Origin of the sequence: Paraburkholderia sp. BR13444, assembly GCF_040948755.1 — a bacterium.
Taxonomy (GTDB): Bacteria; Pseudomonadota; Gammaproteobacteria; order Burkholderiales; family Burkholderiaceae; genus Paraburkholderia; species Paraburkholderia youngii.
The window spans coordinates 734,961-758,505 of the sequence record NZ_JBFPKM010000003.1 but is presented as its reverse complement, the minus strand read 5'-3'; the positions used below and the strand labels follow the sequence as shown (position 1 = coordinate 758,505).

Below are 23,545 nucleotides of genomic sequence, written 5' to 3'. Positions count from 1 at the left end.
CTGCCGACACACCTGCATGCTTTGTTACCAAAGTACGATGTCATTTCACGCCGTTACATGACGGGAAGGGCGCGGGGATATCTCGCCCATGCCACTCGTCGGAGGTTTTCGAGCCACTGTTTATTTGAATCAATTGAAATCGCTGAGCAGGTCGGTGCGCTTTTGGTGGAAACAAGGTAATTTTTCGCATGCAACCTGACATGGACCATCATGAAGACGGGATAGCGCAATGCGCCCCGCTCAGCGGCGAGAATTTAAAAGACTCCCGCCTTCAACTTAGCCGGATTGTACGGGGCGCTAACAGGAAAAAAATCGGAGAATTCCTATATGCGTCATAGGTACAAGGAGTGCTTGGCTCAAGGTGCTCTCCAGACACACTTGCGAGCGGCAAGTACGTCGAGCGTTCCACAAGAAGCAGCAATGACTGGGCGATGAGCAACGTCGTGCTTCGAGTCAACATCTAGCCCCAGTCGGACCCGTCGCGATTCCTCGCTAGTTGCTGCCCCGTGTGCTGAATTCCTTGCGCACCGCGACGCGGCTCGTCACCGACTGAACACCGGGTACGCCTTTCGCAATGTTGGTGGCGAGATCGACCTGGTCCGCGGTCGGCGCGCTGCCCGTCAACGTCACGACGCCGTTATTCGCGCGCACTGTAATGTTGCTGGCCCGCAGCCCCTGACTTCGCGCGTTTCTGAATGCGCGGCGTACGTCCCGCACGAGTTGCCGGTTGGCTGCCTTGATCTCGCCCTCGGTTGGCGAGGAAGCCGCCTCCGCTTGCGCCGTCGGAACCGACCCACCCGCTTGCGGTTGCGCGTGCGTATTCAGGCAAGCGAATACGACCGCGCTCGCGCCAACCAGCTTCACCCATTTCCGTGCGTTCATTTTGTTCTCCTGTCGTCTATGGCCGGATGACATCGACGACGACTCCGGCCGTTAATCGGTAATGCGCTCGTCGAATACGGTCGGCGCGGCGAGACTGACGAGTATGCACGCGCTCATATGCCAGACCGGCGCATAGGCACTGCCCGTCGCGCCGAATCAACAACGTCGTCGCGACCGGGGCGAAGCCGCCGAACAGCGTCACGCCGACGCTGTAGATGACCCCGAGCGATCGCCCCCGCAATGCGCGCGGAAACCCTTCGCCGTGTCTCGATTCAGAACAGGTGATAGATGCCGAGCGACGCCGTCATCGGCGTCGTGCCCAGTTCAGGCGACGCGGTCCCTGTTTGCAGCGGCAGCGGATTGCTGTTCAGAATCACGCTCGAAATCCCGTAGTTGCGGATAAAGCCCGCGCGCGCATACAGCGACGTGCGCTTGGACAGCGAGTAGTCGTAGCCGAGCATCGCGCCGAGCGCCGAGTCCTTCGCCGGATCGCCGGCGCTGTCACGCACTCCCGATGTATCGCGATAGACCACCGACGCGCGCACCGCGTGACGTCCCCACGGCACTGTCGCGCCGACGATGTACGAGCGCGCGATGCCGTTGCCCGCGAGCTTCGGCGCCACCTGCGCGAACGCGGCCGTTAGCACGTAGCTGCCGACGTCGTAGATCGCAGATACCCCGTAGATATCGTTGCGCACGGTTTGCTTGCCCGCCGAGGTTTCGACCGGCGAGCTCCAGACGCGGTTGTAGGCACCCGACAGGTACCACGTGCCGTTCGTCCACGATGCGACCACGCCCTGGTTCGACGCATTCGGTGACACGCCGGCCTGGTTGTTGAACGCATACAGGAACGTCGCGCCGAAGCCCATCACCCGCGGCGTGGTCCATGTCGCCGCGTTGCTCGCGCGCACCAGCACCTGGCTCGAACCCGGCCCGAGGTCCGCGTTGTAGCCGACGCCCTTCGGCGTCTGCACCGCACCGCCGGCGAGCCACGCGACAACCGAGTTCGTCGTCACTTCGCCGAATGGGTCGATGACTTCCGGCAGGTTCGCGGTCGGTTGCAAGCCGAGGCGCACCACCCCCCATGTCGCCGAGTTCAGCCCGACCCATGCGGCGCGGTCGAACAGCGTATTGCTGGTGCCGAACGCGCCGTTGTTCGCCATGAAGCCGTTTTCGAGGTTGAATTCCGCCTTCAGGCCGCTGCCGAGATCTTCGCGGCCAAACAACCCGAATTGCGACGTATGAACGCCGCCGCTCTGCGTTTGCCACTTCGAGGTGCCGCTGACGCTCTGGAAGTTCAGACCCATGTCGACGGCGCCGTACAGCTGAACGCCGTTCTGCTGGATCGCGCTTTCCATCGACGGCCACGCTGACAGCCACTGCTGCAGGTACGAGTCGGCCCAGGCCGCATGAGACATCAGCGCCACGGCCGCGGCGCAAACGGTCTTTTTATATTTCATGTGAATCCCCGATATGGACGTAGTCTGGCCACCGGCCCGGCAGCACGCCGGGTCGGCGAAACGCGAATTGGCGAAGTTCAGGCTGAGAGGTATTGCTCGACGAGCGCGGCCCAGTAGGCGACGCCGATCGGCAGCGCCTGATCGTTGAAGTCGTACCCGGGGTTGTGGATCATGCAGCTGCCGTGACCTTCGTGACCGTTGCCGAGCGCGACGTAGCAGCCCGGCACTTTCTCCAGCATCCACGAGAAGTCCTCACCGCCCATCATGCCCGGCGGCAGCGGCAAGATGTTCTGTGCGCCGACCACCGCGGCGACCGCTTCGCGAGCTCGCGCGGTCTCCTGAGCGGTATTCATCAGCACGCGCGTGACCCGCTGATAGTCGATGTGCGCACTGACGCCGAAGCTGGCCGCCTGGCTCTCGACGATCTCGCGCAAGCGCGTTTCGATCAGTTGCTGGACCTCGTTGCTGAGCGTGCGCACGGTCAGCAGGATCGTCGCCGTGTTGGGCACGACGTTGTGCGCGGTGCCGGCCTGGATCGCACCGACGGTCAGCACCGCGGCATCGGCCGGCGGCACGTTGCGCGCAACGATGGTCTGCAGTGCCATCACGATGCTCGCGGCAGCCACCACGGGATCGCGGCTCAGATGCGGCATCGCCGCGTGCATGCCCTTGCCGGTCAGTGTGACCGTCACCAGATCGGCCGATGCCGCCATCGCGCCCTGTTGCACGATGAACATGCCGACCGGCACGCCCGGTGCATTATGCAGTGCGTAGACCGCGTCGCACGGAAAGCGCTCGAACAGACCCTCTTCCATCATCCGCACGGCGCCGCCCTGCCCCTCTTCGGCCGGCTGGAAGATCAGGTTCAGCGTGCCGTCGAAGCGCCGCGTTTGTGCAAAGTAATGCGCGGCCGCCAGCAGGATTGCCGTGTGTCCGTCGTGTCCGCATGCATGCATCTTGCCGTGCACCCGGCTCGCATACGGCAGACCGGTGTCCTCGATGATCGGCAGCGCGTCCATGTCCGCGCGAATGCCGATCGCGCGCGTGCCGTCGCCGAGTTTCAGACGGCCGACCACCCCCGTACCACCGATGCCTTCAGTAACCTGATAACCCCATTCCTTGAGTTTCTCGGCGACGAGCCGGCTCGTTTCGACTTCTTCGAATCCCAGTTCCGGATGTGCATGAATGCGCCGGCGCAATTCGACGAATTCGGCCGCCTGCTCGCGAATTGTGGGATCGATATTGATGTTATGGGACAACGCCGTCTCCTCTGACAGACCCGTGTGACACGCGCTGGATCAAGCTCAGCGCGAATTGAGAGGCAGTCTACGAGAGCGGCGGCGAATAAAAACATGATAAAGTTTTATGCCAATAACCGTTAGTTATGGTATTTACCCTGAGGTAATAAGGTTAATGGCAATTAAGCTTCATCAATTGCGCGCACTGGTCGCCGTCGCGGATCATGGCACGATCGTCGGCGCCTCGCGGGCGCTATTCGTCAGTCAGCCAGCCGTTACCAAAGCCATTCGGGAATTGGAAACCGATATCGGCATGTCGTTATTCGGCCGTAGCGTCAATGGCGTCGTTCTTACGCGCACCGGGGAATCTCTGTTGCGGCATGCGCGGTTGATCGTCGGGGAACTCGGGCGCGCCGAGCAGCAGATGGCGATGGAGCGAGGCGCGCAGGAAGGCCGCGTGACGATCGGTGTGACGCCGCTCGCGGCACTTACGCTGCTGCCCGATGCTTATGCACGGTTTCGCCTGGATATGCCGCACATCACAGTCGAATTTCTCGAGTTTCACGCGACGAAACTACAGGATCGGTTGCGCCAGGGTTCGCTCGATTTCGCGCTCGCCGCGGCGACCGAATCGTCCGCCGATTCGTCGATCGAATGTTCGGAACTGCTGTCTTATCCCTTGGCGTTCGCAGTGCGCGCGAACGGCGCGCTCGCGAAGGCCAGTTCGCTCGCCGATCTGTGCGATGTCGAATGGGTCCACTCCGACACTACCGACGACTATCCGCAATTCGTCGCCGATCTGTTCAACCGTCAGGGCCTGCCAGTGCCGAGCCGGATCACTCGCTGCACGTCGCAATCGCTGATGTACAGCCTCGCACTCAGCATCGACGCGGTGATGGCCTGGGCTTCGCACACGCTCGAACTCGTGAACTCGACGGGGCATATGAAAAGGCTGGATTTCGTTGAAACGTCGCGCACTGCGAGATTGCATCTGATGCAGCGCGAAGGCGCGATTCACACGCGCCCGGCCGACTATTTCATTCGCTGCATTCGCGAGGCCGCGCTGATGTGAGCCCCGCGGCGCGCGCAGCAAGCTATCTCCCGAGCACCGCCGTCACCTGCGAGCGGCACTGAAATGCTCAAGCCCCGAAATGATTGCGCACGAGATCGGCGAACGCGACCAGCGCGGTAAGCAGAACCACGATGAACAGCCAGCGTTCCAGCACCGTAAACACAGGCCGTTTTCCCTTGCGACGCTCGGCGATGTAGAACCATGCAGTCGCCGCCGTGTAAAGCATGGTCGACATCAACAGATAATGCAGGCCGCCCGCGTACACGAGAAAGAGCGCATAGACGCACCCCATCAGCGCGAGCATGAAATCGATGCGCCGTGACCACGGCTGCCCCGCATACGATTCGCCGCTCGCGGCGAGCTTCAATCCATAGCCGGCGACGAACAGATATGGAATCAGGCTCATCGATGTCGTGAACTCCTTGGCCAGCGTGAACGCTTCTTTCGAAAACAGCGTCACGATCAGAAACGCCTGGATCACGAGGCTCGTCATCCATAGCGCGGCGACCGGTACGTGGTTGCGGTTTTCTCGGCCGAGAAACGCGGGCATCGTACGGCTCTTGCCCGCCGCGTGCAGAATTTCGGCGGCGATCAGCGTCCATGCGAGATAGGAGCCGAGTACCGATATCAACAGGCCGAGCTTGACCACGACCGCGCCCCAGGCACCGACCGCGGCGCTCAGCACGCCAGCCATCGACGGATTTTTTAGCGTACCCAGCTGCTCGAGCGGCAATACGCCATACGACAACAACGTGACCATGACCATCAACGCAAGCACACATAGAAAGCCGAGCACGGTCGCGACGCCGACGTCGCTCCGTTCGCGCGCGTGCCGTGAATAAACGCTCGCGCCTTCGACGCCGAGAAACACGAAGACCGTCCCCAACATCGTCTTGCGCACCTCATCGAAAAGACCGGTCGCCGACGGCTCGGGACCGGTCCACAGATTCGCGACGAACACCCGCCACTCGACGCTCGACAGCACGAGCACCGCGAACAGTCCGAGCGCGAGCAACTTGGCGACCGTCATAGACGCATTCGCAATCGACGAGCCCTTCACGCCGCGCAGAATCAGAAAATGAAACACCCAGATCATCAGCGAGGAACTGACGATCGCGCTAAACGTATTGCCGGCGCCGAACGAGGGTACGACGATCGCGAGCGCGGACTTGATCAGCACGAGATAGGCCACGTTGCCGAGACAGCTGGCGCACCAGTAGCCGAACGCCGACAGAAATCCGGTATAGCGTCCGAACCCGACGCGCGCATATGTATAGACGCCGACGTCGAGCTCGGCCTTGCGCCATGCGAGCCGTTGAAAGATCAGCGCGAGTATCAGCATGCCGGAGCCGGTGATGGTCCAGCTGATCAACGACCCGACGACGCCGGTATATTTGCCGAGCGCCTGCGGCAACGAAAAGACGCCCACCCCGACCATCGAGCCGATCACCATCGCCATCAGGCCCGGCGCTGAAAGTCTGACGCGCTTGTCCATGCTGCGATCGCTCTCCCGCGAACACGTTCCGATCGAGCCGCGCTCGCGCGACTACGATGATCGACCGCTCAGATGACGATCGTGCCGGTCGCGAGGCCGATCAGCGCGGCAATCGCGCCGCAGGCCGCGACGGCAAAGATGACCCACTCGACTTTCGAAAACACCCGCATGCCGCGCTCGCGTTTGGCCAAGACATACAGCACCGTACCGGGCGCATAAAGCAGTGCCGATAGCATCAGGAACTTCAGGCCGCCCGCGAACAGCAGAAAGGCCGTATAGAACGTCGCGAACATCGCGACGAAATACTCGGTGCGCAACGCACCGCTCAAGGTGCCGCCATTCTGTCCACTATCGCGACGCGCAGCCTTGATGCCGTATGCAGCCACGAGGAAATACGGAATCAGCGCCATCGAGCTCGTCAGATTGAGCATCAGCGCAAACGCATCGGTCGACCAGTACGTGCTGACGACGAAACACTGCACCACGGTACTCGTGAGCCAGATCGCCGCGACCGGCAGCTTGCGCTCGTTTTGTCGCGCGAAGATGCGCGGCATCGTCTCGAGCCGCGCAGCGGCGAACAGCACCTCGGCACAGATCAGCGACCATGCGAGGTATGCGCCAAGGATCGAAATGATCAGACCGGCGCTGATGAACACGACGCCGAATGGGCCGAGCAGCGCGCCGAGTACCGCGGCCATCGACGGCTGGCGCATCACCGCGAGATCGGCGCGCGGCAAGCTCGCGTAAGGCAGCAGAGTCACCAGCACCAGCAGAGACAGCACGGCGACGAAGCCGGCAATCGTCGCGGCGCCGACGTCCGAGCGCTTTTTCGCGTAGCGCGAGTACACGCTCGCACCTTCGATACCGACGAACACGAAGACGGTGACGAGCATCGTCGCGCGAACCTGCGAGAACAGGCCGTTGCCGAGCTGATCGTTGCCTTCCCGCAGATTTGCATGAAACATGTCGGCGCGAAACAGCGCGATCAGTATCACGATGAACAGCACGATCGGAATCACTTTCGCGACCGTCACGATCGTGTTGATCATCGTGGCCTGCTGGACACCGCGCAGCATCACCAGATGAAACAGCCAGATGCCCACCGACGACACGATGATCGCGGTCGCCGTATTGCCCTCGCCGAAGACGGGGATGAAAGCGCCGAGCGTCGATTTGATCAGCACCCAGTACGACACGTTGCCGAAGCAGCCGGCCATCCAGTAGCCGAATGCGGATAGAAAGCCCGCATAATCGCCAAAGCCCGCTCGCGCATAGGCGAACACGCCGGCATCGAGTTCGGGCCGGCGCTGTGCGAGCGCCTGGAACACGCGCGCCAGCGCATACATGCCGATGCCCGCCACGCACCATGCAATGACGGCTCCGAACGGTCCGGTCGCGCGTGCGAAATTGCGCGGCAACGAGAATATCCCTGCGCCCACCATTGAGCCGACGACCATCGCGGTCAATGCGGGTAACGACAGTTTCGTCTCGACCTGGGTTGCCATCGTTCACCCTTCAGAGAAGCTGATTTCTTCCAGAAAGGGACTTACGCGGAGCAGGTGCGCGTACGTTGCGCATCTCCTGTTAGTCCTCCCGACTGAAGCCAACGGCCTTGCGAATGTTTCGTGCGTTTGCGGTGCCTCGTCGTCGCTCATTGTGACGCCGGCGCCGGTGCGTTCCCGGCGGCGGCCGCGGGCCCCGTCGGCGTTTGTGGATTCGCAGCGACTGGCGGATTGGCCAACCAGCCGCCCCCCATCGCTCTGAACAGCGCGAACTGTGCCTGCAGTTTGCCGACCTCTTCCCTCGCCTGCGACGACTGGCTTTCGAGCAGCGCAACCCGCACCTGATCGATATCGACGCGGCCAATATCGCCGAGCTCGTAGCGACGTCGCACCTGGTTCAGCTGAGTGGTACGACGCGCGACTTCTTCATTGCGCGCGTTGAACAACTCGTCCTGCCGGTTCAAACGCGCCAGCGCACGCTCGACGTCATAGAATGCGCCGAGCGCGGTCTTTTCGTAGTTGAACATCGCCTGCTGCGCCTGCGCATCCGACGACTCCACCTGCGAGCGCCGCGCGCCGAAGTCGATCAGCGGCATCGCCATCGCCGCGCCGAATAGCCAGAACGTGCTGGTCCCGAGGTTTTGACCTGCGAACTCCCAACCGTTGCGCGCGAGCATGCCGCTTAGCGATATGGTCGGCCAGTAGTTGAGTCGCGCGACATCCGACTGTCTGACCGCCGCATTCACGCGGGCCTGCGCCGCGATCAGATCCGGGCGCCGCATCAGCAGATCGACGGGTTGGCCGGGCTCGATATGCGGCAGCGCGGTCATCAGCGAGTCGCTTTCATCGAGGATTCCCGCGAACTCCGCTGGCTGCACGCCGCACAGATTCTGCAAATTCAGCCGCGCCTGAGCGATGCCGTTCTCCAAGTCCTGCAAACGCGCATCGACCTGCGCACGGCCAGCGCGCGCCGCTTCGATGTCGGTACTCATCACGAGGCCCGCGGTAAAGCTCTTTTCGGCGATGTCGACGAAGTCGTCCGCGATCGCGCGGCTTTGCAACAGGATCGTGCGCTGACGCAACAGGCCGCGATACGTGACGTACAGATCCGCGACACCCGACACCACGCTCAGGCGCACCGCTTCCGCATCGCCCGCGGCCGCGCGTACCTGCTCCCGTGCCGCCGAGAGCCGCGAGCGTCCCTGGCCGAACAGATCGATCTCCCATTGCGCCTGCAGGCCTACTCGGAAGAACTGCGCATCGGTATTGGTGATGCCGAGGAACTGCGCGAACTCGAGCTGCGTCTCGCCGCCGTGAAACCTTGCGCCGCTCACGCTCGCACCGAGCGATGGCAACAGTTGCGAGCGAGCCAACCGAATCCCGGCCTGCACCTGATCGACGCGCGCGTAAGCGGTGGCGATGTCGAAGTTGCGCGCGAGCGCGAGTTCGATCAGTTTGTTCAGCGTCGGATCGTCGTACTGGGTCCACCATGCGGCGAGATCCTGCGCGGACATCGGGGTCGCCGCGTCCGGTTGGGCCTCGGAATACTGCGGCGGAAACGCGGCGGGCTTTTCCAGCTGCAACGAACCCGAACAACCTGCTTCGAGCAGCAGCGCCGCGACGGCGAAAAGACAGTGGCGCGCGCGGATCATTTTGCTTCCGGGTGTCGGCCCGGCTCCCATTCCGCCTGCTTGATCGAGAACAGCATCGAGTACAGCGCCGGCACGGCGACCATCGTCAGTACGGTGGCGAAAGCAAGGCCCGACATGATCGTAATCGCCATGTCCTTGAAGAACGGGTCCCACAACAGGGGCGCCATGCCGAGCGCCGTCGTGCCGGCCGACAGCATCACCGGACGCAAGCGGCTCATCGCACCGTGGGTCACCGCCTGCATGCGCGGTACGCCGGCGGCGACCTGCGCATCCATTTCTTCGACGAGCACGACGCCGTTCTTGATCAGCATGCCGATCAGGCTCAATAGACCGAGCAACGCCATGAAGCCGAACGCGCCACGGAACAGCAGCAGACCGATCGTCACGCCGCAGATCGACATCGGCACGACGAGCAGCACGACGAGCGCGGGCTTCAGGCGTCCGAACATCATCAGCACGAGCAGCGCCATCGCGATGAAACCGAGCGGCAGTTGCCGGAACAGGCTTTGCTGCGCGCGCGTCGACGATTCGTGCTCGCCGCCCCATTCGAAGCGATAGCCCGAAGGCAGCTTGATGTCCTCGATGCCCGAGCGAATGCGGTTGAAGGCGTCGACACTGTTCTGCCCATAGATAGGGTTCGCCGATACGGTGATCGTGCGAATCCGATCCTCGCGCGCGATCTGACCTTCCTCGGTCCCTACCGTGAAGCCGTTGACCACATCGCCAAGCGGCACGTAACGGCGCAGACCGGCGCTGAACACCTGCAAGTCCTGCAGACCCGCGACGCCGCGCGTGTAGTCGGGCGAGAGCAGCACGATCGGCAGCAACTGATCGCCTTCGCGATAGATGCCCGCGCGCAGGCCCTCGGTTGCATAAGCCATGGTGTCGGTGACCTGCCGGCGCGTCACGCCGAGCGAGCGCGCGCGCGACTCGTCGAATTCCGGCCGCACGATGCTGATCGGGTTCTCCCAGTCGTCGCGGATCGCGATGATGCGGCCGTCGGCCTTCAGCACGTTCTGCGCTTCCTGCGACAAGCGACGCAGCACGGCCGGATCGGGACCGGAGAAGCGCGCCTGAATTGCCGCGCCTCCGCCGGGGCCGAAGTTCGGCCGCGTCACCGTCCAGTGCTGCTCGGGGAAGCGCTTCTTGAGATCCGCTTCGATGTCCGGAAGCATCACGTCGATCAGGCGCAGGTCCTTCGCGCCGACGATGAACTGCGCGTACGACGGATCGCGCGTCTCCGGATCGTAGACAAGGAAGAAGCGCGTCGCGCCGGAGCCGATATACGTCTGCACGTTGCTGACATCCGCATGCTCGAGCAGCACCTTCTCGACTTCGCGACTCTTTTCGACGACCGCGCGAATATCGGCGCCGCGCGGCAAACGCATATCGACATAGAAGATCGGCGTCGTCGACGCGGGGAAGAAGCTCTGCTCGACAAAACGGAACGCCCAGCCGGCGAGTACCGTCAGCGCGACGAGGCCGATCACCACGAGCACGCGCCGTCGGGTGACCCATGACAACAACTCGCCATAACGCTTGTACAGCTTCGCCTTGAACGGGTCTTCATCGATGATGTCCGCCGGCTTGAAAAGATACGTGCCGAACAGCGGCGTCAGCGCGATGGCGATCACCCAGCTAAATAGCAGCGAAATCGCAGCGACGGCGAACAGCGACGCACAGAATTCGCCGACCGCATCCGGCGACAGACCGATGCCCGAAAAAGCCAGAATCCCCACGACGGTCGACGCAAGCAGAATCCATTGGCTTTGTTTGAGAATTTCGGTCGCCGCCTCGAGATGCGACTTGCCTCGCTGCACCCTCACCAGCATGCCCTCGACCACCACGATGCTGTTATCGGTCAGCATGCCCATCACGATGATCAGCGCACCGAGCGAAATGCGCTGCAGCTCGATCCCCGCCGCGTACATGACGAGCAGCGTGCCGAGAATCGACAGGAACAACTCGACGCCGAGCACGATCCCAGCACGCCACCCAAGCCCGATGCCGAGCGCGACTCCGACGATCGACACGGACAGGAACACGTCGAAGATGAAACCGCGCACGCTCTCATCGACGACCTGCGGCTGATCGTAAAGCGAGTACAGCTTGATGCCGATCGGGCGGTCGCGCTCCAGTTCGGCGAGTTTCGCCGTGATCCGCTCGCCGACCCTCACCACGTTGACGCGGGGTCGCGCGCTGATGCCGATCGTGACCGCGGGCTCACCGTTGTAGTGAATGACCTGGTTCGGAATCGTCGCGTAGCCGTGGCTCACGCGAGCAATGTCGCCGAGCAGAAGCGGGCCGGGCGTATTGTTGACGGGCAGCGAGCGGATGGCCTGCAGTGAATCGAGCGAGCCGGTCGGCGCAATCCGCAACGACAAGTCGCCGACGCGCTCGCGGCCCGCGGGCCGAACCTCGTTCTGCAGGAACAGCGTCTGCGCGAGGTCGTCGGTGGAAAGATTGTTCGCGATCAGTTGCGACTGGTCGACGTCGACCGAGATCTGCTCCTGCTGCTGACCGGCGATCACGATGTCGGACACGTCGTCGAGCGTCAGCAACTGGCGGCGCAGTTCGCGCGCGTACGCATACAGTTGCGCCTGCGTATAGCCCTCGCCGGTCAGCGCGTAGAACATCCCGTAGACGTCGCCGAAGCGGTCGAGCACGAGTGTCGGGCCCGCCCCCGGCGGCAGCCGTACCTGCGCATCCGACACAGAGTTGCGCAATTCGTCCCACACTTGCGGCAATTGCGCAGACGTGTACTGATCGCGAATCTGGACGCGGATCTCAGAGTAGCCCGGCATGGAACGCGAGGTCAGCTTCTCGACCTGCGGCATCTGCTGGATCGCGCTTTCGAGGCGGTCCGTCACCTCCTGCTCGACCTCGTGCGCACTCGCGCCCGGATACAGCGTCACGACGACCGAAGTCTTGATCGTGAACTTCGGGTCTTCGAGCCGCCCGATGTTGTAGTACGCAAAAAGGCCGCCCAACAGCGAGATCAGCGTCAGAACCCATGCGATCAACGGCTTTTCGATCAGGGGGCGCGCGAGGTTCATTGAGGCACATCCATTGGACGGACCGCCATTCCCTCTTTCATGAACTGCGAGCCGCCCGCCACCACCCGGTCGCCCTCCGCGACCGCACCCGCGACGACCGCATCGTCATTGCGAATTTCGCGCACGCTGACCGGCACCGCATGCACACGGCCGGACGCCGCATCGTAGCGCCACAGACTGCGCTGACCGTCCGCGCCGATCGACACCGCCGCGATCGGAATCGCGAAGTAGCCTTGATTGTCGTTTTGCGCGACTTGCCGGGCCGTGTCGGAAATCTGTACCCGCAACGCCATGCCGGGTAACAGCATGGCGCTATGCGGTCCCTCGATCGAGAACACGAGCCGGTAGGCGGCCGAAGTCGGCGAGGTCTGCGTGGTCCGTTCGCGGAACACTAGCGGGAAGCGGTTCTGCGGCCGCTCGGGCAGCCACGCCTCGGCTCTCAGCGTCTTGTCGACGAACAGCCGTTCGGCAACGCTCTGAGGCAGATCGACGCCGACATCGACACGGCCGATGTTTTCCAGATTGAAAGCGGGTGCGCCAGCCTGCACGACCTGCTGGATCTCGATGTTGCGGCGAGCGATCCGGCCGTCGAATGGCGCGACGAGCCGGCTATTGCGCAAGTCGCGGCTCGCCATGTCGCGTGCTGCGCGTGCGGCGTCCGTGGCAGCCGACAGCTGCTCATAAGCAGCCTGTGACAGAATCCCGTCCTTGCGCAGCACCGCCTGACGCTTCAGGTTGTCGCTCAGTTGCTGATACTGCGCGTTCGCGCGTTGCAGTTGCAGCTTGTAGGGTTCTTCATCGATACGCGCGATCACCTGCCCGCGTTTCACGGATGCGCCTTCGAGCACCGCGATCTGCACGACGCGGCCCGATACTTCGAAGGCGAGCGGCGAGATGCTGGTCTGCTCGACTCGCCCGGTAAATATGCGAATGGCGGAGGCGTCGGCCGGTTCGACCCTGGCGAGCTGCACGGCTGGCCTCGTTTCGCCGCTCTGTGTTTCGGCCTGCCGTTGGCAGCCCGACAGCGAAACGACGAGCGCACAGGCCAACGCGCACGACAATACGCCGGTCAATGCGACGCTGGCTGATCGGCCTGGCTGCGGTGCTTCGGAACGGTTTGCGGTCATGACGTCCTCGGCTGACTGCTGGCGCAACCCATGTCGCACACCCGGCGGCAACTTAGCTCGCGGGCCGGCGATTACGAGGCTCTACAGGTTGCTCGTGGATTCATAGTGGTCCGCATCCCTTCTGTCGGACCGGCAATGTTATGCGTCGTCATTCAGGCTCCGTTTATCAGGCATCCTGTGTAACTGCCAACCTGCTTCGCCACGCCGAAGAAACACTGAGGAAATTCACTAGTCCGCCCTGTATGGAATGGACGGCGATTCCAGCACGATCAACAGGGCGTTCATGACTTCGCGCAGTTCACTGATGGGCTGCCCGTGTCACGCGTGCGTCATTGTCCCCTTTCGCAGTTCGTCACGGGCATCATGGCCGATCCATGCGCTAGCCGTCAATCGATTCGCGAGTTACGTCGGGCATACAGATTTATTCCATGGTGCGCTCGGAAAGAACGCTATAGGTCTCAAGGAATTTGTTCGCCGAAGGAGCAGCCGTGATCAGTTAAATCGGGATTCTTTCTCATTGGAGCCAATACGCATTATGGCGAACGGCATGGGTTGCACCAGCGATTTGCCGGGCGTAGAGTCCACCGGATTCTCCATCGCGATGCGCCGCGGCGATATTCTGTCGACCGGCCGTCTGATGGAAACAACTGCCAACGCGAGCCGCAGGATTGCATCAATACCGTCTCGACGTCGGCGGAATCAATACCGACTGGCGTTTGTCGAGCCTCACCGAACTGTCGTTGCAGATGGCCATCACGAACACACCCGCCAACGCCTGCGAATGGAGCGACGTGCGATTCGATCTGTGGCCCGGGGCCGCGCGATTCGCGTATGCGTTTCTATTCCTCGGTGAACGCACTGCTGGCGACCGTGCATTCGAAGATCGTCAGATCCAGGTCCGTTGACCATTACAACTACGCGGCGCAAGAGCTTGCGGCGCTGTTTCTGCGCCGCGCGCTCGCGACCGATGCCGGCAAGGGCGTGCCGGGCACGCAATGCATCGCAGGCTGGTCCATTCATCTCGACCTCAGCCGGACCGGACCCGGCGCCCCGAAGGCGTGCGCGAACCGCGCGAAGTCATCCCGGCGTCGCGGCTGTCGTTCGCCGGGACGCCGACGCGGGTGGCGATGCCGATGACGAAGGAGATGGCAATGCCGAAGCCGATAGCGGTGTGTCGTCACCGACCGCGGTACGGCCGAAGCCGGCGTCGCGCTATTTCAGCGAGATGCCGTCGCCGAACGTCACCACGTTGATCTGGTTCAGCCAGGGCACGCTCGAACAGGTCGTGAGGACGGGCGGTTCGATCGGCTACTGAACTTCACACCGATGCCGCACGTCGAGCGCGCCATATTTACCGCGGCACCCCACCAAGGCATACCGTTCGCGAGCAGCGCCGAACAGCATCGAACAGTCGGGCGAAATCGATCCGTTGATCCGCGATCTCCAAGTTGCCCGATCGGCCCTCGCGTTTGCTTCCGTTCGATCATCGCGTGGTGCCGCTGCAGCGGGTCGCTCGAAGACTCCGACGATGGCGTCGTTCCTTATCGCAGCGCACATCTCGCGGGCGCGCTATCCGAGAAGGCGATCATTGCCGGGCACAGCGTGCAGCAGACGCCGCGGGCGATCCTCAAGATCCGGCGGATCTTGCATGAGGATATCGAGCAGATCGATCAGCGTGGGCGGGTTTGCGAGGAGGCGGGGTCGGCGAAGTGACGGCGGAGCAGCCGGGTGTTTTTCCCGACGGCGTCGGCTTGGCGAGATCGATCAAGTCAGCGAAACGTTCGAATGGTCAGCGCGAGCCCCTCCAATTCATTCGCTACAAATTACGTATTGAATGCTACGTATCGTCGGGTTGCGTGGGTGCATTCCTGCGTCTGGTCCGCGATGGATGGAAGCGACGGGGTATCGTGCACCAATTTGATTGATTGGCGTGAAACAATGCTTCGAGCAGCAGAAAAAGGCCTTTTAAAACAAGGAGTTATGATATATGGAAGACATTTCCCAATGTTTCACGAGACTCGTATTGGCAAGATCGGCTGCAGAATCGACAGTTCGCGCTCGGATTGGCTAATACCCGGTCCTTTTTCGATATTAAGTTCGTAGAAGTTGCCCGCATGCACAGGCACCGTATGTTATTTGATTGTCCATGGACGACTGTGATAAGCGTCGAAGCTCGAGTTGTTGACGCGCTCGGCGATATATAGTGGCTCGCGTTGTGGATCATGTGATGCCCAACCGTCTCGCCAATCAATGTCACAGAGCGAGCCGGCCGACGACTCTTTCCGTCCACGATGACTTGCGCGGTTGCCCCGCTCATCCCGCCAACCATCGTCCAGCGGGTTTATTGCCGATAAGCCGGGCGCTGCGATTTTGATTTCGCGCTTACCGCGTGGTCCGGCAGCGGCTCACCGAGTAGCCCCGACATACGAGACCAGACGGAAACCATCCGTTGCAGTCGATTAGCTCATTGCTCAAGTGCTGAGCCAAACGATGATCGGCGCGGTCGCGATGCATGCCTTCCAAATCGACGAGCCGGGCATCCGGTGAGGGCGCGAGTCGATCCGCAGACTTGTCGACCGCGATTACTTATCCGAACGTCTCTTGTCACTAACAACGGGCAGAGTTTGGCTTAACGCGCGAACCGTCAAATGCGTAGCGGTTGGAGGTTTGGTGATTGACTTCTGGCCGTCGGGCGACTGGCGGATCTGCAATGGGACGTGATTCCAGGGCAAGCTTGCGCCGCTCGAATCAGATGCGAACACCGCTGACGGTAGGTTTGATCTGCTTAAGTCTAGAGGGAGCGCGCTACCAAATGCGGACATCCCCTAGCGCGGTATTTGAGTAATAGCGGGGCCGGCTCCCGCCGCACCTTGACTCATGCCGTCTGTCCGCTGAGGGGAAGCCAAATGCACGGCCTTTCTTTGCGCGTCAGTCCATCCGGATTCCATCGCGAGTCGTATGGGACGGATTTGCCGGCAGAAATGCCGCCGACTGTATGTTCGATAGGCGTTGGTGTGAGCGCCGCGTGTCCGTGGCCATAGGCGCTTTCGAACATCGGAGCGACCGTGAAACGCGTCGACGACATTCACCAATTCGCTGCGGACAGGCGGGCAATCATGAACTCGACGCTTCATGGAAAAGCATTGTCAGCGTATCCCGCGATATTTCACCTGTTTGCCGGCAAGCCTGTAGCGTCCGTTTGGCGAGCGGCGAGTCGATCTCAAGGGCAGCGATTTTTCTAATTGGCAAGAGCGAGCCGTCGATGGCCAAGCAGAGGCACGCGGACAAATAGCCGGATCGTAGCGCGGGTTGAGAATGACCGTGGATGGCTTGACGGAGAACATTCTCTTTCAAAGGAGAGATAGCTGGCCCACCATTCCTGCCGTCATATGGCCATCGAACGATTTTGGCTGTGCCTCCGACAATATGACCTATCAGCGAGTCGGTGGAAGCCAGCTCACGGATTGCCTCATAAATTTCCGAGCCAATGGCGAGCTCGCTCATGTTCAGCAGCTGACCAGCAACCAGCTCTTGCAAGATTGCCCCGCGAAGGCGCTACTACGCGAATCTCCCCGTGAACCGCCCAAGGCGCAATGAATGTTCGTCCGCACGGGGGCGGCGCTCTGATATCGACGTCGGTTTCCGCCGCCAAGAGTGTCTAGAGTCTAGACACTCGGATGGACGCTGATGCGTGGCAGCTTAGAGAGTGTCTAAACTCTAGACACTCTCTAAGCTCGGACCATTTTGGCTGGCCGAAAAAAAGCCCGCACTTGGCGGGCCTTTCTACACTACGAACCAGACATCAAATCAACTCGTTTTTGGCTGCGACTGAAACATCTGTCCGATCAACTGTCGTATCTGAACTTCTTGCGCCTCGGTGATCACCCCGGTCTTGATCTTGATCGTGAAATTGCTGACATCCTTCGTGATGCTTCCAGCGTGCTCTCGCCCCGCGAAAAACTTCTCGATGCTGCGTCCGCTGGTACCAGCCGACATCGTCTGCCTGGTCGCCAAGGCAGTGATTGCCGCCGCGACCTTGCCTTGATCCATTTCGCCTCTCACCAACAGCGGCCAAATTTCACGAGCCGCTCTAACCCCATCCTCGCCGTGCTTTTTGATGGCCGCCCCGATTGCTTGCGCAGCAGTCCCGCCCAATAGTCGCGGTTGAATATCGAGATCTTTCTTGATGAAGTCCGGCAGATTATCGAACGATAAGAACTGGTACAGACCCGCCCGAGACAAGCCCATCGCTTCCGCCAGTCGCTTGCGATTCGGAAACTCCGCTTCCGATCGACGGATCGCAACGCCGATTTCATAGTCAGTAAGGTCGTCGCGGCTGATGTTTTCGACCATCGCCAGCACGGCCATATCCGAGTCGGAGCAATCCGCGACGACTGCCTTGATTGTGTCCTGCCCCAGCATCTTGTGCGCACGCCAACGCCGTTCACCAGCGACGATCTGATAGTCGTCGGCGACACGACGGACCACGATCGGCTGCATCAGCCCAACTTCCCGGATCGACTCCGCAAGCTCGGCCAACTTTGCTTCGTTGAACACGCGGCGCGGCTGCCACGGGTTCGGCAAGATCCCCGCAACCGGCAGTTGCGATGCGACGCCGGTCGATTCCAATTCCTGCACGCGAAGCTGCGCAACGGCCAGCGCGCCGGCAAGGCCGGGCGCCGTTTGCGTGCGGTTGCTGCGCTTCACCTCGTCCTCGTTGATCGACGAAGTTTTGCGAATGCCGGACGTCTTGGCCAGCAACTGTTCTCGCATATTGCTCATTGCGCGTTCCTCCATTTTTCCGAATAGATCTCGTCGATCCAGCGACAGTAATCGACGAGAGGCTGCCGCACGCGTTGCAGCGACTTGGCCGCGCTGTGATTGCTGCTAATGTCGAAGACGGTCGAGAACGCCAACGCCCCGGTGCTCATCACCGAGCTCGCCGGTACCTCGATCGAATGCAACCAGTTTTCGTACGCGCTTTGCGCCCACGCACGTACGATCGGCGCCGACGAGTTCCGCCCATAATCGACCCGCGATAACACCAGCGACACAAAGTCGTATTTCTTTTCCTTCTCGAATTTGATGAAGCTTTTGGACACGTCTGAGAAGAGTCGCCAGAACGACAGCGAGCTGATGAAGTCCAGGTTTTCCGGCACCATCGGCATCACCATGGCATCCGCGGCCATCAGCGCGTTCAGATTCAGGTACGACAGCGACGGCGACGTATCCATCAGAATGTAGTCGTACTTCTTGCGCAGCGGCTCGAGCCCTTGACGAAGCACGGTCCAGAAACGAAAACCTGGCCGAATCTTTTGCATCGCCGGCAGATGGAACTCTGCTCCGATCAGCTCCGTATGCGCGGGAATCACGTCGATGCCATCCCAGTACGTCGACTGAATCCGCCCCTCGAGGCCGCCCTCGATTTCCTGGTCGTAGACGTACGGCAATACCGTATCTTCAGGCGACACGTCTTTTTCCGCGTACAGTCCGCACAGTTCCGAGAGCGACGCCTGCGGATCGAGATCGACCACCAACACTTTCCGCCCCCGTAGCGACAGCCCTTGGGCAAGGCACATCGTCGTAGTCGTCTTGGCGGAACCACCTTTGAGCTGCGCGGTGATGATGATCTTCCCGTCTGGTTCCTTCAGACGAGTGACCAGTGGAGTCTGGTAGATGTCGGAAATCTTTTGTACCCAGATCCGCGCTTCTTCCAGCGTGAAGGTCCGGGTACGGCCCGTGCCGGCCGCCGTGCCCGAAGGCAGGTCTCCGTCGCCTTTTGTTGCGAGATACTGAACCTGCGAGTGCGAGATGTTGCACATCTCGGCAATCTCGCCGGTCTTGAAAACGGGAGCCGTTTTTCGAGGACGTGGTGCCAGAATCGTGTCACGCAGCTCATTAGTGAAAATGGTGACTTTTTCTGCGAACTCACTGATCTGCTCAAAGTGAACGGTTCGGTCTACGGCAGGAAGTTGGCTCGTTCTGACCATTCTGAGGTTTATCCATAAAATTCCAGAAACCTCAGAATACAGGAAATACTTGAAAATAGCTTTTTAAATTACTGTTTTAATGCAGATTTTCTGAAAATTTCCATGTTTTCACAGCGTTTTCGGTGGCGGAACTGTCGTCGAAACGAAACAGGCCCAAAAATACCGCGTGCTCGAGGGCACAAATGACCTCACCTTCCCTCGCAATAGGCCCAGCCGACCCAGCGAACTTGCGCAAAACTTAAGCACTGGGTGAGGTCATTTGTGCACTTTCTCATTTCCGCGAAGACCAATCCGGCGAATTGCAGCACAACGGACCTCACCTTATCGGTTTTCTCGCCACCTTCCGGCGAGCGCTCCGTCCGCTTGCAGCGCAAAAGCACAATCAACCTCACCTAGCACCGCTAATTTCCGCCGGCGACAGGCGGCCAGCCCATGCCCCAGCACGTCACCAATACTTGCAGATCACCGTGAAAGCACAATCAACCTCACCTTGGCGACGCACTAGTCCATCAGCTCCCAGCCATCGCACAATCGACCTCACCATGCTGCGCTGCGCAATCACGTCAATTTGCTGTGTGATCCCAGTTGGTAGGTTTTTTTAAACCGAGAACAAACCCACAAACCTACATACCAAAACGATATTCAATTCATTCAAAGACTTAGGTCTGGAAAGGTGAGGTATGTTGTGTCGAAGGTGAGGTTCGCTGTGCTGAGAGGTGCGGTTCGTTGTGCAGCAAGGTGAGACCAATTCCCCACCAAGGTGCGGTTCTCTGTGTTTGACTGTGCGTCGAATTCCGAAGGTGAGGTGGGTTGTGCATGTGCAGGAAACGAAGGTCGGATGGGCCGTCCCATAAGGCTTCGCCGCGCGGAAGTCCCTCTAGCAAGGTGAGGTTCCTTGTGTAGATGGTGAGGTTCTGTGTGCCAAATCGCGGAATGGCGAAAAAGTGGCCACCGCCGCCGTCGTTGTGATGGTGAGGTTCTGTGTGTTGACAGCTCACCACCGCATGCTTACAGTCCCGGGAGCTAAAAAGTGGATGAAGAACATGGCCGCGGACAATCCGGAAGAGGGCAAGTCGAAAGCGACGTCACGCCAGATGGCGCTCGCGCTGTTCGAAGACATGTTCGATCAGGGATTGCGCATCAACGAGGCCAATCGCGAGATCGGTTATCAGCGCAACGATTTCTTCACCGAGATCGTCAACATGGGACTGCCGGCGCGGCGTTTTCTCGATGCCGCGTACTTCATCGTCGCGCAGGAACCCGAGCAACGCGATCAGTACGACGTCGAACTCAACTACTTCAAGTGGCTGATGCGCTACGATAGCCGCAACCTGAAGCATTTGCGCACGATCGCCGACGAAGCTCAGAACGCGAAAGTCCGCGTGACGAATACGCCCGCGGACCGCGATCCCAATGAAGACGACCTGTGGGTGCAGGTCCAACTGATCGGTATGGTCGGCTTTCATCGCGGGCGTATGCGTTTCGACGTCCATCCACGGCTCGTGCCGCATATCCGCGATCCGCAGAAATCTCACTGGCTGAGCCTGCGCATTTCCACCGCGTTCACGCGCAGTCTCGCGCGCGCGATCTACGACAAGGTTTTGCCCAACGTTCCCGCAGGACGCACCGACTGGATCCAGCTCGAGGAAATGCGCAACTGGCCCGGCAAAATGGGCGCGAACGCCGCCATCTTCAAATACTTCAAGCGCGATTGGCTCGAACCGGCGGTGCGCGAGATCAACGAAGTGTCGGACGTCGAGATGTCCTACGAGACGCGGACTGAATCGACCACGTCGAAGAAAATCGACCGCATCCGCTTCCTGCTCAAGCGTAAGGACACAGCCGACGCGGTACTCGCGAGCCTCGCCGACGCGAGCCATCTGTACAAGATTCTCACCGACGAGTTCGGGCTGTCGACCAAGCAGTTCAGCGAGATTTCGGAGAACCGCGAACTGTGGACCGACGAACGCATTCAGCAGGCCGTCGAATACACGCGTTTCAGAATCAAGCGCGGCCAGGTCAAGAAGAGTCCCGCGGGCTATCTGATGCGCGCGCTACGCGACAACTGGAAGATCTCCGACGCCGAGCGCACGATGGTCGACGTGCAAGCCAAACTGCTCGCGGACGAGGCGCAGGAACAGGCAGCCAAGACCGAAACGAGAAAGACCCTGGCGAACAGCATCGCGACGCGTGAAGAAGCAGTGCGTGCGCGCATGAACGAAGATTCGCGCAAGGGCCGCGATCATTTCAACGCCGCCGATGCGAAGACGCGCAAGGAACTGATGCATGCGTGGACGACATCGCGCGAAGGCAAGCTGATGCTGCGTCGGATGAAGCTCGAACCGTCGACGGTCACCGAAGATGCGATCCTCGCGAATACGGAACTGGTCTGGTATCTGGGGCAGTTCGTGTTCGGCCGGATGAATGCGGCGCGCGCGGCAGCGTGAAGTGAGCGGCTGGTCAGCAGGCCGGCAATCCAGACTCGGCCGAGCAGCACCAGGAAAGGGGCCTTGCACTGACGAACAGCAACGTCAGCGCAAGACCCCTCGATACTTTAGAAAGCACAAAACCCTCAGAACGTGCCAACCAGCGAGCCCAGCACGATCACCACAACCAGCGCGAGCAACGCGCCGAGAATCGCGACCATCACGATGTCGCGATAGCTCTCACGATGGTTCGAGCCGCATACCGCAAGCAGCGTCACGACCGCGCCGTTATGCGGCAGGCTGTCGAGTGTCCCGGAGGACATCACGGCGACCCGATGCAGCAGCGCCGGGTCGATGCCGTGTTGCGCGGCCAGTTGAAGATAGGTGCCGCCGAGCGCGTCGAGCGCGATCGTGAGACCGCCTGAAGCCGAACCAGTCAATCCCGCGAGCAGGTTCGTGGCGACCGCGAGCGATACGAGCGGACCACCGCCGACGCCGAGCACCCATTCGCGCACGAGCGCGAACGCGGGCAACGCGGCAATCACCGCGCCATAGCCGACCAGACTGCCGACGTTGAGCACAGGCAGCACCGATGCATTCGCGCCCGCGTCCATCGTCTCGCGCAGCGCCGGCAGGCGGCGCCGATTGAGCAGCACGAGCACCACGATCGCGACGACGAGCGCCACGCACACGCCCCACACTCCGGCGACTGCCGAAAGCGACGTCTCACCCCAACGGACTTCGGCCAGATAGTCCGCGTCGATGCGCGGCAGCACGATCACGTTCATCACGAAGTTCGTCAGCACGACGAGCACGAGCGGCGCGAGCGCGACGCCGAACGACGGCAGATCCTCGCTGACGTGCCCGCGTTTCGCTTCCTCCGGATCGAAACTCTGCGAGACGCTCGCGCGTTCGCGCACGAGGTTGTCGCTGGCCGGCGCCCTGGTGGATTTCACCGCCGCGTTGAGTCCGTCGAATCCTTCGTTGGCCGCCTTCGCGCGCGATTGCTGCAAGGACAACCACCACAGCCCGAACGCCACCATCACGACGCTCGCGACGATGCCGAGCCCGGGCGCCGCAAACGGCGTCGTACCAAAGAACGGCATCGGGATCGCGTTCTGGATCGCCGGTGTGCCCGGCAGCGCGGACATCGTGAATGTCTGCGTGCCGAGCGCGATCGCGGCCGGCATCAGACGGCGCGGGATATCGGCGGCCTGGAATAGGGCGGTGGCCATCGGCGCGAGCACGAAGAACGCGACGAAGAGGCTGACACCGCCATAGGTGACGAGCGCGCCACCGATCACGACGGCGAGAATCGCCCGATGCGCGCCAAGCTTCTCGGTCATGTAACTGGCGATCGCCTTCACGGAGCCGCTGTCTTCCATCAGCTTGCCGAACAGCGCGCCGAGCAGGAACAATGGAAAGAACTGCGCGAGAAAGCGCGCGGCGCTGAGCATGAAGGTCTGGGTCCAGTGCGCGAGAATCGGTTCGCCCGAAATCGCGGCGGCCAGCATCGCGGCGAACGGCGCGAGCAGCAGCACGGTCCAGCCGCGGTATGCGAAGGCGATCAGCAGCGCGAGACTCGCGAGCATGCCAAAGAGTCCGAGACCGATCGCGAGCGGGGACACGGTGATGACTTCCATGG

17 protein-coding genes are annotated in these 23,545 nt (G+C 61.3%); 5 read left to right on the top strand and 12 right to left on the bottom strand.

The window, feature by feature from the left end; genetic code table 11:
- Positions 1-492: 492 nt before the first annotated feature.
- The 3 genes from AB3X95_RS12480 to AB3X95_RS12470 form a co-directional block, all read right to left on the bottom strand.
- Entirely contained in the window at positions 493-882 is a 390-nt protein-coding gene (locus tag AB3X95_RS12480) for a BON domain-containing protein (RefSeq protein ID WP_176121508.1), read from the bottom strand.
- 272 nt (positions 883-1,154) lie between these two features.
- Complete coding sequence (locus tag AB3X95_RS12475; RefSeq protein ID WP_368621465.1) at positions 1,155-2,342, bottom strand: porin; 1,188 nt, start codon at positions 2,340-2,342, stop codon at positions 1,155-1,157.
- Between the two features lie 77 nt (positions 2,343-2,419).
- A complete protein-coding gene (locus tag AB3X95_RS12470) occupies positions 2,420-3,601 on the bottom strand; it encodes a M20 aminoacylase family protein (protein ID WP_368621464.1) in 1,182 nt (393 codons plus the stop codon).
- Between the two features lie 106 nt (positions 3,602-3,707).
- Here AB3X95_RS12470 and AB3X95_RS12465 point away from each other — a divergent pair, with 106 nt between their 5' ends.
- Positions 3,708-4,652 carry a LysR substrate-binding domain-containing protein gene (locus AB3X95_RS12465; RefSeq protein WP_368621463.1) on the top strand — a complete coding sequence of 315 codons (945 nt, stop codon included), beginning with the start codon at positions 3,708-3,710 and terminating at the stop codon, positions 4,650-4,652.
- A 67-nt stretch (positions 4,653-4,719) separates the two neighbouring features.
- Here AB3X95_RS12465 and AB3X95_RS12460 read toward each other — a convergent pair whose 3' ends face one another.
- The 5 genes from AB3X95_RS12460 to AB3X95_RS12440 all read right to left on the bottom strand — a co-directional run bounded on the left by AB3X95_RS12460 (position 4,720) and on the right by AB3X95_RS12440 (position 13,484).
- Complete coding sequence (locus tag AB3X95_RS12460) at positions 4,720-6,147, bottom strand: basic amino acid/polyamine antiporter (protein ID WP_368621462.1); 1,428 nt, start codon at positions 6,145-6,147, stop codon at positions 4,720-4,722.
- A gap of 68 nt (positions 6,148-6,215) precedes the next feature.
- A complete protein-coding gene (locus tag AB3X95_RS12455) occupies positions 6,216-7,652 on the bottom strand; it encodes a basic amino acid/polyamine antiporter (RefSeq protein WP_368621461.1) in 1,437 nt (478 codons plus the stop codon).
- 146 nt (positions 7,653-7,798) lie between these two features.
- Entirely contained in the window at positions 7,799-9,301 is a 1,503-nt protein-coding gene (locus tag AB3X95_RS12450) for an efflux transporter outer membrane subunit (RefSeq protein WP_368621460.1), read from the bottom strand.
- On the bottom strand, positions 9,298-12,357 hold the full coding sequence (locus tag AB3X95_RS12445) for an efflux RND transporter permease subunit (RefSeq protein WP_184227020.1): 3,060 nt from the start codon (positions 12,355-12,357) through the stop codon (positions 9,298-9,300). The genes AB3X95_RS12450 and AB3X95_RS12445 overlap by 4 nt, the downstream gene beginning before the upstream one ends.
- Positions 12,354-13,484 (bottom strand): efflux RND transporter periplasmic adaptor subunit, encoded by a 1,131-nt coding sequence (locus AB3X95_RS12440; protein ID WP_368621459.1) that lies wholly within the window; start codon positions 13,482-13,484, stop codon positions 12,354-12,356. The genes AB3X95_RS12445 and AB3X95_RS12440 overlap by 4 nt, the downstream gene beginning before the upstream one ends.
- Positions 13,485-14,152: 668 nt before the next feature.
- Here AB3X95_RS12440 and AB3X95_RS12435 point away from each other — a divergent pair.
- The 3 genes from AB3X95_RS12435 to AB3X95_RS12425 all read left to right on the top strand — a co-directional run bounded on the left by AB3X95_RS12435 (position 14,153) and on the right by AB3X95_RS12425 (position 15,197).
- Positions 14,153-14,389 carry a hypothetical protein gene (locus AB3X95_RS12435; protein WP_368621458.1) on the top strand — a complete coding sequence of 79 codons (237 nt, stop codon included), beginning with the start codon at positions 14,153-14,155 and terminating at the stop codon, positions 14,387-14,389.
- A gap of 266 nt (positions 14,390-14,655) precedes the next feature.
- Positions 14,656-14,799: a hypothetical protein gene (locus tag AB3X95_RS12430; protein WP_176121515.1), complete on the top strand. Its 144-nt coding sequence runs from the start codon at positions 14,656-14,658 to the stop codon at positions 14,797-14,799.
- 11 nt (positions 14,800-14,810) lie between these two features.
- Complete coding sequence (locus tag AB3X95_RS12425; RefSeq protein WP_368621457.1) at positions 14,811-15,197, top strand: hypothetical protein; 387 nt, start codon at positions 14,811-14,813, stop codon at positions 15,195-15,197.
- A gap of 1,401 nt (positions 15,198-16,598) precedes the next feature.
- Here the strand turns inward: AB3X95_RS12425 and AB3X95_RS12420 are convergent.
- The 3 genes from AB3X95_RS12420 to AB3X95_RS12410 all read right to left on the bottom strand — a co-directional run bounded on the left by AB3X95_RS12420 (position 16,599) and on the right by AB3X95_RS12410 (position 19,474).
- Positions 16,599-17,021: a hypothetical protein gene (locus tag AB3X95_RS12420; RefSeq protein ID WP_368621456.1), complete on the bottom strand. Its 423-nt coding sequence runs from the start codon at positions 17,019-17,021 to the stop codon at positions 16,599-16,601.
- Positions 17,022-17,291: 270 nt separating this feature from the next.
- Positions 17,292-18,266, bottom strand: coding sequence for a ParB/RepB/Spo0J family partition protein (locus AB3X95_RS12415; RefSeq protein WP_368621455.1), 975 nt, complete (start codon positions 18,264-18,266; stop codon positions 17,292-17,294).
- A complete protein-coding gene (locus tag AB3X95_RS12410; protein ID WP_368621454.1) occupies positions 18,263-19,474 on the bottom strand; it encodes a ParA family protein in 1,212 nt (403 codons plus the stop codon). Before AB3X95_RS12410 ends, AB3X95_RS12415 begins: the two co-directional genes overlap by 4 nt.
- A 1,043-nt stretch (positions 19,475-20,517) precedes the next feature.
- On the opposite strand from AB3X95_RS12410, the gene AB3X95_RS12405 reads away from it, so the two are divergent.
- Positions 20,518-21,921, top strand: a complete 1,404-nt coding sequence (locus AB3X95_RS12405) for a replication initiation protein (RefSeq protein WP_368621493.1) — start codon at positions 20,518-20,520, stop codon at positions 21,919-21,921.
- A gap of 125 nt (positions 21,922-22,046) precedes the next feature.
- Here AB3X95_RS12405 and AB3X95_RS12400 read toward each other — a convergent pair whose 3' ends face one another.
- Positions 22,047-23,543 carry a GntP family permease gene (locus AB3X95_RS12400; RefSeq protein WP_368621453.1) on the bottom strand — a complete coding sequence of 499 codons (1,497 nt, stop codon included), beginning with the start codon at positions 23,541-23,543 and terminating at the stop codon, positions 22,047-22,049.
- Positions 23,544-23,545: the final 2 nt, after the last annotated feature.

Excerpts from the sequence above, each read along its gene's own strand:
- AB3X95_RS12425 (WP_368621457.1), top strand. The coding sequence starts at position 14,811 with ATGCCGCACGTCGAGCGCGCCATATTTACCGCGGCACCCCACCAAGGC.
- AB3X95_RS12400 (WP_368621453.1), bottom strand. The coding sequence starts at position 23,543 with ATGGAAGTCATCACCGTGTCCCCGCTCGCGATCGGTCTCGGACTCTTT.
- AB3X95_RS12475 (WP_368621465.1), bottom strand. The coding sequence starts at position 2,342 with ATGAAATATAAAAAGACCGTTTGCGCCGCGGCCGTGGCGCTGATGTCT.
- AB3X95_RS12460 (WP_368621462.1), bottom strand. The coding sequence starts at position 6,147 with ATGGACAAGCGCGTCAGACTTTCAGCGCCGGGCCTGATGGCGATGGTG.
- AB3X95_RS12415 (WP_368621455.1), bottom strand. The coding sequence starts at position 18,266 with ATGAGCAATATGCGAGAACAGTTGCTGGCCAAGACGTCCGGCATTCGC.
- AB3X95_RS12405 (WP_368621493.1), top strand. The coding sequence starts at position 20,518 with ATGGCCGCGGACAATCCGGAAGAGGGCAAGTCGAAAGCGACGTCACGC.
- AB3X95_RS12465 (WP_368621463.1), top strand. The coding sequence starts at position 3,708 with ATGCCAATAACCGTTAGTTATGGTATTTACCCTGAGGTAATAAGGTTA.
- AB3X95_RS12445 (WP_184227020.1), bottom strand. The coding sequence starts at position 12,357 with ATGAACCTCGCGCGCCCCCTGATCGAAAAGCCGTTGATCGCATGGGTT.
- AB3X95_RS12440 (WP_368621459.1), bottom strand. The coding sequence starts at position 13,484 with ATGACCGCAAACCGTTCCGAAGCACCGCAGCCAGGCCGATCAGCCAGC.
- AB3X95_RS12410 (WP_368621454.1), bottom strand. The coding sequence starts at position 19,474 with ATGGTCAGAACGAGCCAACTTCCTGCCGTAGACCGAACCGTTCACTTT.
- AB3X95_RS12450 (WP_368621460.1), bottom strand. The coding sequence starts at position 9,301 with ATGATCCGCGCGCGCCACTGTCTTTTCGCCGTCGCGGCGCTGCTGCTC.
- AB3X95_RS12455 (WP_368621461.1), bottom strand. The coding sequence starts at position 7,652 with ATGGCAACCCAGGTCGAGACGAAACTGTCGTTACCCGCATTGACCGCG.
- AB3X95_RS12480 (WP_176121508.1), bottom strand. The coding sequence starts at position 882 with ATGAACGCACGGAAATGGGTGAAGCTGGTTGGCGCGAGCGCGGTCGTA.